The sequence below is a fragment of the Delftia sp. ZNC0008 genome, from assembly GCF_000799035.1.
Classification (GTDB): Bacteria; Pseudomonadota; Gammaproteobacteria; order Burkholderiales; family Burkholderiaceae_C; genus Comamonas; species Comamonas tsuruhatensis.
Map to the genome: position 1 here is coordinate 6481 of NZ_JTKZ01000211.1, position 4640 is coordinate 11120.

Consider the following 4640-nt stretch of genomic DNA (forward strand, 5'->3'; position numbering starts at 1 on the left):
CAGCTCCACCACGCTCTCGAAGCCGCCCCAGAACATGCGCTTGGCGTCGAAGGGCATGGTGGCCGGGTCCATGGAGGCAATGCGCGGGTCCTTCATGACGGCGGCATTGATGCGGTCGCGCTCCGCGCGCGAGGCATAGACGATCCATGAAAAGAACACGATCTCGCCTTCCTTGAGCTGCACGGCCTGGGGAAACGAGGTCAGCTTGCCCATGGGCACGTCGTCGCCCGCGCATTCCCAGTACTGCAGCGCGCCGTATTCCATCCAGACCTTGCCTGCGGCCTCGGCCACCTCGCGGTAGGCCTGCAGGTTGGCCCGGGGAACGGGCAGTACGAATCCGTCGATGTAGTGCATGGTGCTCTCCTGGTGAAAACCGGCGTCAGAGCCGGGCTGCGAGTTCCGCCAACTGGTCTGCGCACTGGCCCCAGCCGCTGTGAAAGCCCATGGCCTCGTGCTGGGCGCGGTCGGCGGCATTCCAATGGCGCACCCGGGCGGTATAGCGGGTCTGGCTACCTTCGGGGTCGAAGGTGACGATGCCCGTCATGAAGGGCTTGTCGGCTGGCACCCAGCTTTGGGTGAAGGCGTCGGTGAAGACCAGGCGCCGGTTGGGAATGACTTCCAGGTAAACACCGCTGCCGGGCATCTCCTGGCCTTCGGGGCTGCGCATGACGATGAGGCTGTGGCCGCCGGGCCGCACGTCGTTGTCCACCCGGGCCACGCTCCAGGGGCTGGGTGCAAACCATTGCTGGATCAGCGCCGGCTCGGTCCAGCAGCGGTAGAGCCTGTCGGCGGGGATGTCGAACAGGCGCGTGAGCACCAGGTCGTTGGCGTGTTCGGGAAGGTCTTGTGCTGTCATGGTGCTCCTCATTGCATGGAGTGCAGGCCGATGCGGTTGCCCTCGGTGTCCACCACGACGGCGCAGTGGCCGTTGGGGCCGATGGAGAATTTGGCCTGCTCGATGCGCCCGCCTGCGGCCTCGACGCGCCCCTGTTCTATGGCGCAGTCCTCGCAGCCGAAATAGACCAGCGTGCCGCCGCCGCCGGAAGGTGCGCCGTCCATCCGCACCAGCATTCCGCTCGCGCCGGGGCCTGTCATGTCCATCGGAAAGGACAGCATCTCCTGGCTGTCGGAGCCATCGGGCGCGGGCAGGTGCTCCAGCTTGCCCTGGAAGACGGTTTCATAGAACCGGCGCGCACGCGCCATGTCCTGCACATGGATCTCGAACCAGACGACGGGATTGGCGTTCATGAGGACTCCTTCGTGGGTGACAGAGGCAATGTGTCGGCCGGCCTTGTTCAGGCCTCGCCCTTGACGTTGACCATCCAGGGTGTGTTGAAGCGGTCCGTCACCATGCCAAAGCCCGGCGACCAGAACGTGGCCTGGAAGGGCATGGTCACCTTGCCGCCCTCGGCCAGCGCGTTGAAGATGCGGCCGCCTTCGGTGGCGTCGTCCACGCCGATCGAGATCCACATGCCCTGGGCCTGCTGGTAGCCGCCGCCACCGCAGTTGTCGGTGGCGTCCGAGGCCATCAGCGCCTGGTCCTTGACCTGCAGGTGGGCATGCATGATCAGGCGCTTGTCGGCCTCGGGCATCTGCTCCATGCCCGGCGTCTCGCCAAAGGTGCTCTGGTGCACGATGGTGCCGCCGAACAGCCTGGCGTAGAAGGCGAAGGCCTCGGCGCAGTTGCCGTTGAAGTTCAGATAGGGGATGAATTGCATGGAACGCTCCTGGGAGGGACGGTGGCGAGGGGAGTGGAGGAACGGGAGGACGGGACGACGGGAGGAGGGGACCAGGAGGCTTCAGCCGCCGTCATGCGCGCGCTCAAGAGCGGCGATGTCCAGCTTTTGCATGCCCAGCAGGGCCTGCATCACGCGCTGGGCGGCGGCCATGTCGGGGCCTCCCATCCAGTTCGCCATCTGGGACGGAACGATTTGCCACGACAGGCCATGGCGGTCCTTGAGCCAGCCGCATTGACGCGCCGCCGGGTCGCCGCCCTCGGACAGGGCGCCCCAGTAGTGGTCTATCTCGTCCTGTGTATCGCAACTGACCATCAGCGAGACGGCCTCGTTGAAGCGGAACATGGGGCCGCCGTTGAGCGCCAGAAAGGGCTGGCCTTCCAGCTCGAATTGCACCGTCATCACGCTGCCCGCCGGCCTGCCGTGGATGTCGTGGCCTGCTTCGCCGTAGCGCGCAATGGCCGTGATGCGGGAATCGGGAAAGACTTCCGTATAGAAGCGCGCCGCCTGCTCGCCCTGGTTGTCGAACCAGAGGCAGGGCTGTATGCGGCCGGTGTGCAAAGCCATGCTTGTCTCCTTGGTGACGGTGATAACCGTTTTATGCCGTTTGATGCCGGCTTTTTATCGATTTCTGCCCGGCGTGTGTACGCCGTTCACATATGCTAGGGACTAAAATGGACGCTGTCCACATCAAGCGCTGTCAGCTTCGGTGTCAAGCTGTAAATCGGCGGGGCAGGGCTGTCTTCCCTCTCGGGTGATGTGGCCACGCAGAAAAAAGGAAGCAAAACAGTGACGCAGCGACGTGTCAGGCGTGAGTCATATCACCATGGCGACCTGCGCCAGGCCCTGGTCGAGGCTGGCCTGGCGCTGGCGCGTGAAGGCGGTCCCCAGGCGATCGTGCTGCGCGAGGCCACGCGCCGGGCGGGCGTGGCGCCCAATGCAGCCTATCGTCACTTTGCCAACCGCCAAGCGCTGTTTGATGCCGTGCGCGCTGCGGCCCTGGGCGCACTGGCCGCAGCCATCGAGGCCGAAATGGCCCAGGCGCGCACCCTGCCCGATGTGCTGCAGCGCTCACGCGCGCTGCTGGCCGCCGTGGGGCGCGGCTATCTGGGCTTTGCCCAGACGGAGACCGGCTGGTTTCGCACGGCCTTTGCTTCGGTCGAGTACGACGTGGACCTGCCGCCCGACACCACGCGTGCAGCGGCCATGGGACTGAACCCGTTCGAGCTGCTGGGCTATGCGCTGGACAGCATGGCCGAGGCCGGCGTGCTGCCTGCCGAGCGCCGGCCCCAGGCCGAGTTCCTGGCCTGGTCCGCGGTGCACGGCATGGCCTTGCTGGTGATAGACGGGCCGCTGCGCCACGCCACCGCCGAGCAGCGGCGCGCGCTGGCGCTGCGCCTGCTGGAGATGGTGGAAAAAGGCATTTGATGCGTGGCGGGGCGACACTGCCTCACAATGGCCTGCCATTTTTTCCATCGCCGCCCCGATGCCCGACGAACATTCCCTTTCCTCGCCTTCCCCCGCCGAGCCTGAACTGGCCGGCCAGGGCGAGCTGCGCGACCGCATCGCGCGTGCAGCCCATATCGCGGTGCTCACGGGCGCAGGCGTCAGCGCCGAATCCGGCGTACCCACCTTTCGCGACGACAAGAACAGCTACTGGGCACAGTTCAACCCGCAGGACATGGCCAGCGAGGCAGGCTTTCGCGCGCATCCGCAGCGCGTCTGGCAGTGGTATGCGCACCGGCGCGAAGCCGTGGCTGCGGTGCAGCCCAACGCCGGCCACCATGCGCTGGCGCAATGGGCCTTGCGCCACCCGGGCCGCATGACGCTGGTCACGCAGAACGTCGATGGCCTGCACCAGCGCGCAGGCAGCCCCGGCGTGCTGTGCCTGCATGGTGAGCTGATGCGGGACCGATGGCTGGAAAGGCCGCGCGCATGCTGCGATCTGGCCCAGGTGAAGCCGGGCGAGCCGCCGCAGTGCGCCGTCTGCGGCAACCTGGTGCGCCCGGGCGTGGTCTGGTTCGGCGAGTCCCTGTCCATGGGCGTGTGGCAGGCCGCCGAGGCGGCGGTGCAGCACTGCGATGTGCTGCTGGTGGTGGGCACATCGGGCGCCGTGTACCCGGCTGCAGGGCTGGCGCGAATCGCACGCAGGGCGGGCGCACATGTGGCCGTGATCAATCCCGCACCGTCCGAGCTGGATGACGCGGCCCACCAATGCCTGCGCGGCCCGTCGGCACAGGTGCTCCCGCTGCTGCTGGGCGACTGAAGGCGGAGGGGCAGGCCGCCTGACGCGGCCCAGGGGGAGGGAAGGGGCTTGCGCCATGGCGGCTTCTTTTGACGCACAACCGGGGCAGTCCCCTCCCTCTCGCGCATCCGCTCAGATCCAGCCCAGCGCTCCCAGCGCCGCGCCGGCGCCCAGCAGCCACAGCAGGTGGATGCGCGTGCGCCAGACCAGCAGGGCGCAGACCAGGGTCAGCAGCCACAGGCGCCAATCCTGGGCGGGGCGGCCGCTGCCCGTGCCCAGCAGCCAGCCCGTGGCCAGCAGCAGGCCGATGACCAGAGGGCCCATGCCCTGCTTGAAGGCCCGCACGCCGCGCCGGTTCCTGTTGCGCTGGCCCCAGCGCGATGCCTGCCAGGCCAGCAGCGAACTGGGCAAGAGGATGCCGATCATGCAGATGGTCACCCCCAGTGCTCCAAAGGCCCAGGCCAGCAGGCCCGTGCCTCCGCCTGCGTTCAGGCCCAGGTTCCATCCCAGCAGGGCGATGAACAGCACATTGGGCCCGGGCGCCGCCTGGGCAATGGCGATGGAGGAGCTGAACTGCGCCTCACTGAGCCAGCCATGGCCATCGACCAGAAAACGGTGCATGTCGGGCGCCGTGGCAATGGCCCCGCCCACGGCCATCA

Annotated in this window: 8 protein-coding genes; 2 read left to right on the top strand and 6 right to left on the bottom strand. The window is 67.5% G+C overall.

The window, feature by feature from the left end; all coding sequences use genetic code 11:
- From L995_RS31845 to L995_RS07225, 5 genes are all read right to left on the bottom strand, one after another.
- The coding region (locus tag L995_RS31845; RefSeq protein WP_082001509.1) for a DUF1428 domain-containing protein at positions 1-354 on the bottom strand (354 nt) is incomplete at its 3' end.
- Between the two features lie 25 nt (positions 355-379).
- The gene (locus tag L995_RS07210; RefSeq protein WP_047470572.1) at positions 380-856 is read right to left on the bottom strand and encodes an SRPBCC family protein; all 477 of its coding nucleotides are present in this window, start codon (positions 854-856) and stop codon (positions 380-382) included.
- 8 nt (positions 857-864) lie between these two features.
- On the bottom strand, positions 865-1248 hold the full coding sequence (locus L995_RS07215) for a VOC family protein (RefSeq protein WP_047470574.1): 384 nt from the start codon (positions 1246-1248) through the stop codon (positions 865-867).
- Between the two features lie 47 nt (positions 1249-1295).
- Positions 1296-1718: a VOC family protein gene (locus L995_RS07220; RefSeq protein ID WP_017403916.1), complete on the bottom strand. Its 423-nt coding sequence runs from the start codon at positions 1716-1718 to the stop codon at positions 1296-1298.
- An 81-nt stretch (positions 1719-1799) separates the two neighbouring features.
- Positions 1800-2303 carry a VOC family protein gene (locus L995_RS07225; RefSeq protein ID WP_047327360.1) on the bottom strand — a complete coding sequence of 168 codons (504 nt, stop codon included), beginning with the start codon at positions 2301-2303 and terminating at the stop codon, positions 1800-1802.
- A 222-nt stretch (positions 2304-2525) separates the two neighbouring features.
- On the opposite strand from L995_RS07225, the gene L995_RS07230 reads away from it, so the two are divergent.
- Together L995_RS07230 and L995_RS07235 are read left to right on the top strand one after the other, a co-directional pair.
- The gene (locus L995_RS07230; RefSeq protein WP_016447146.1) at positions 2526-3164 is read left to right on the top strand and encodes a TetR/AcrR family transcriptional regulator; all 639 of its coding nucleotides are present in this window, start codon (positions 2526-2528) and stop codon (positions 3162-3164) included.
- A gap of 58 nt (positions 3165-3222) precedes the next feature.
- Entirely contained in the window at positions 3223-4002 is a 780-nt protein-coding gene (locus tag L995_RS07235) for an SIR2 family NAD-dependent protein deacylase (RefSeq protein WP_047470576.1), read from the top strand.
- Between the two features lie 111 nt (positions 4003-4113).
- Here L995_RS07235 and L995_RS07240 read toward each other — a convergent pair.
- A partial coding sequence (locus L995_RS07240) for a chromate transporter (RefSeq protein WP_047470578.1) occupies positions 4114-4640 on the bottom strand: 527 nt, incomplete at its 5' end.

Coding starts and splice junctions, on each gene's coding strand:
- L995_RS07235 (WP_047470576.1), top strand. CDS start 3,223: ATGCCCGACGAACATTCCCTTTCCTCGCCTTCCCCCGCCGAGCCTGAA.
- L995_RS07215 (WP_047470574.1), bottom strand. CDS start 1,248: ATGAACGCCAATCCCGTCGTCTGGTTCGAGATCCATGTGCAGGACATG.
- L995_RS07225 (WP_047327360.1), bottom strand. CDS start 2,303: ATGGCTTTGCACACCGGCCGCATACAGCCCTGCCTCTGGTTCGACAAC.
- L995_RS07210 (WP_047470572.1), bottom strand. CDS start 856: ATGACAGCACAAGACCTTCCCGAACACGCCAACGACCTGGTGCTCACG.
- L995_RS07220 (WP_017403916.1), bottom strand. CDS start 1,718: ATGCAATTCATCCCCTATCTGAACTTCAACGGCAACTGCGCCGAGGCC.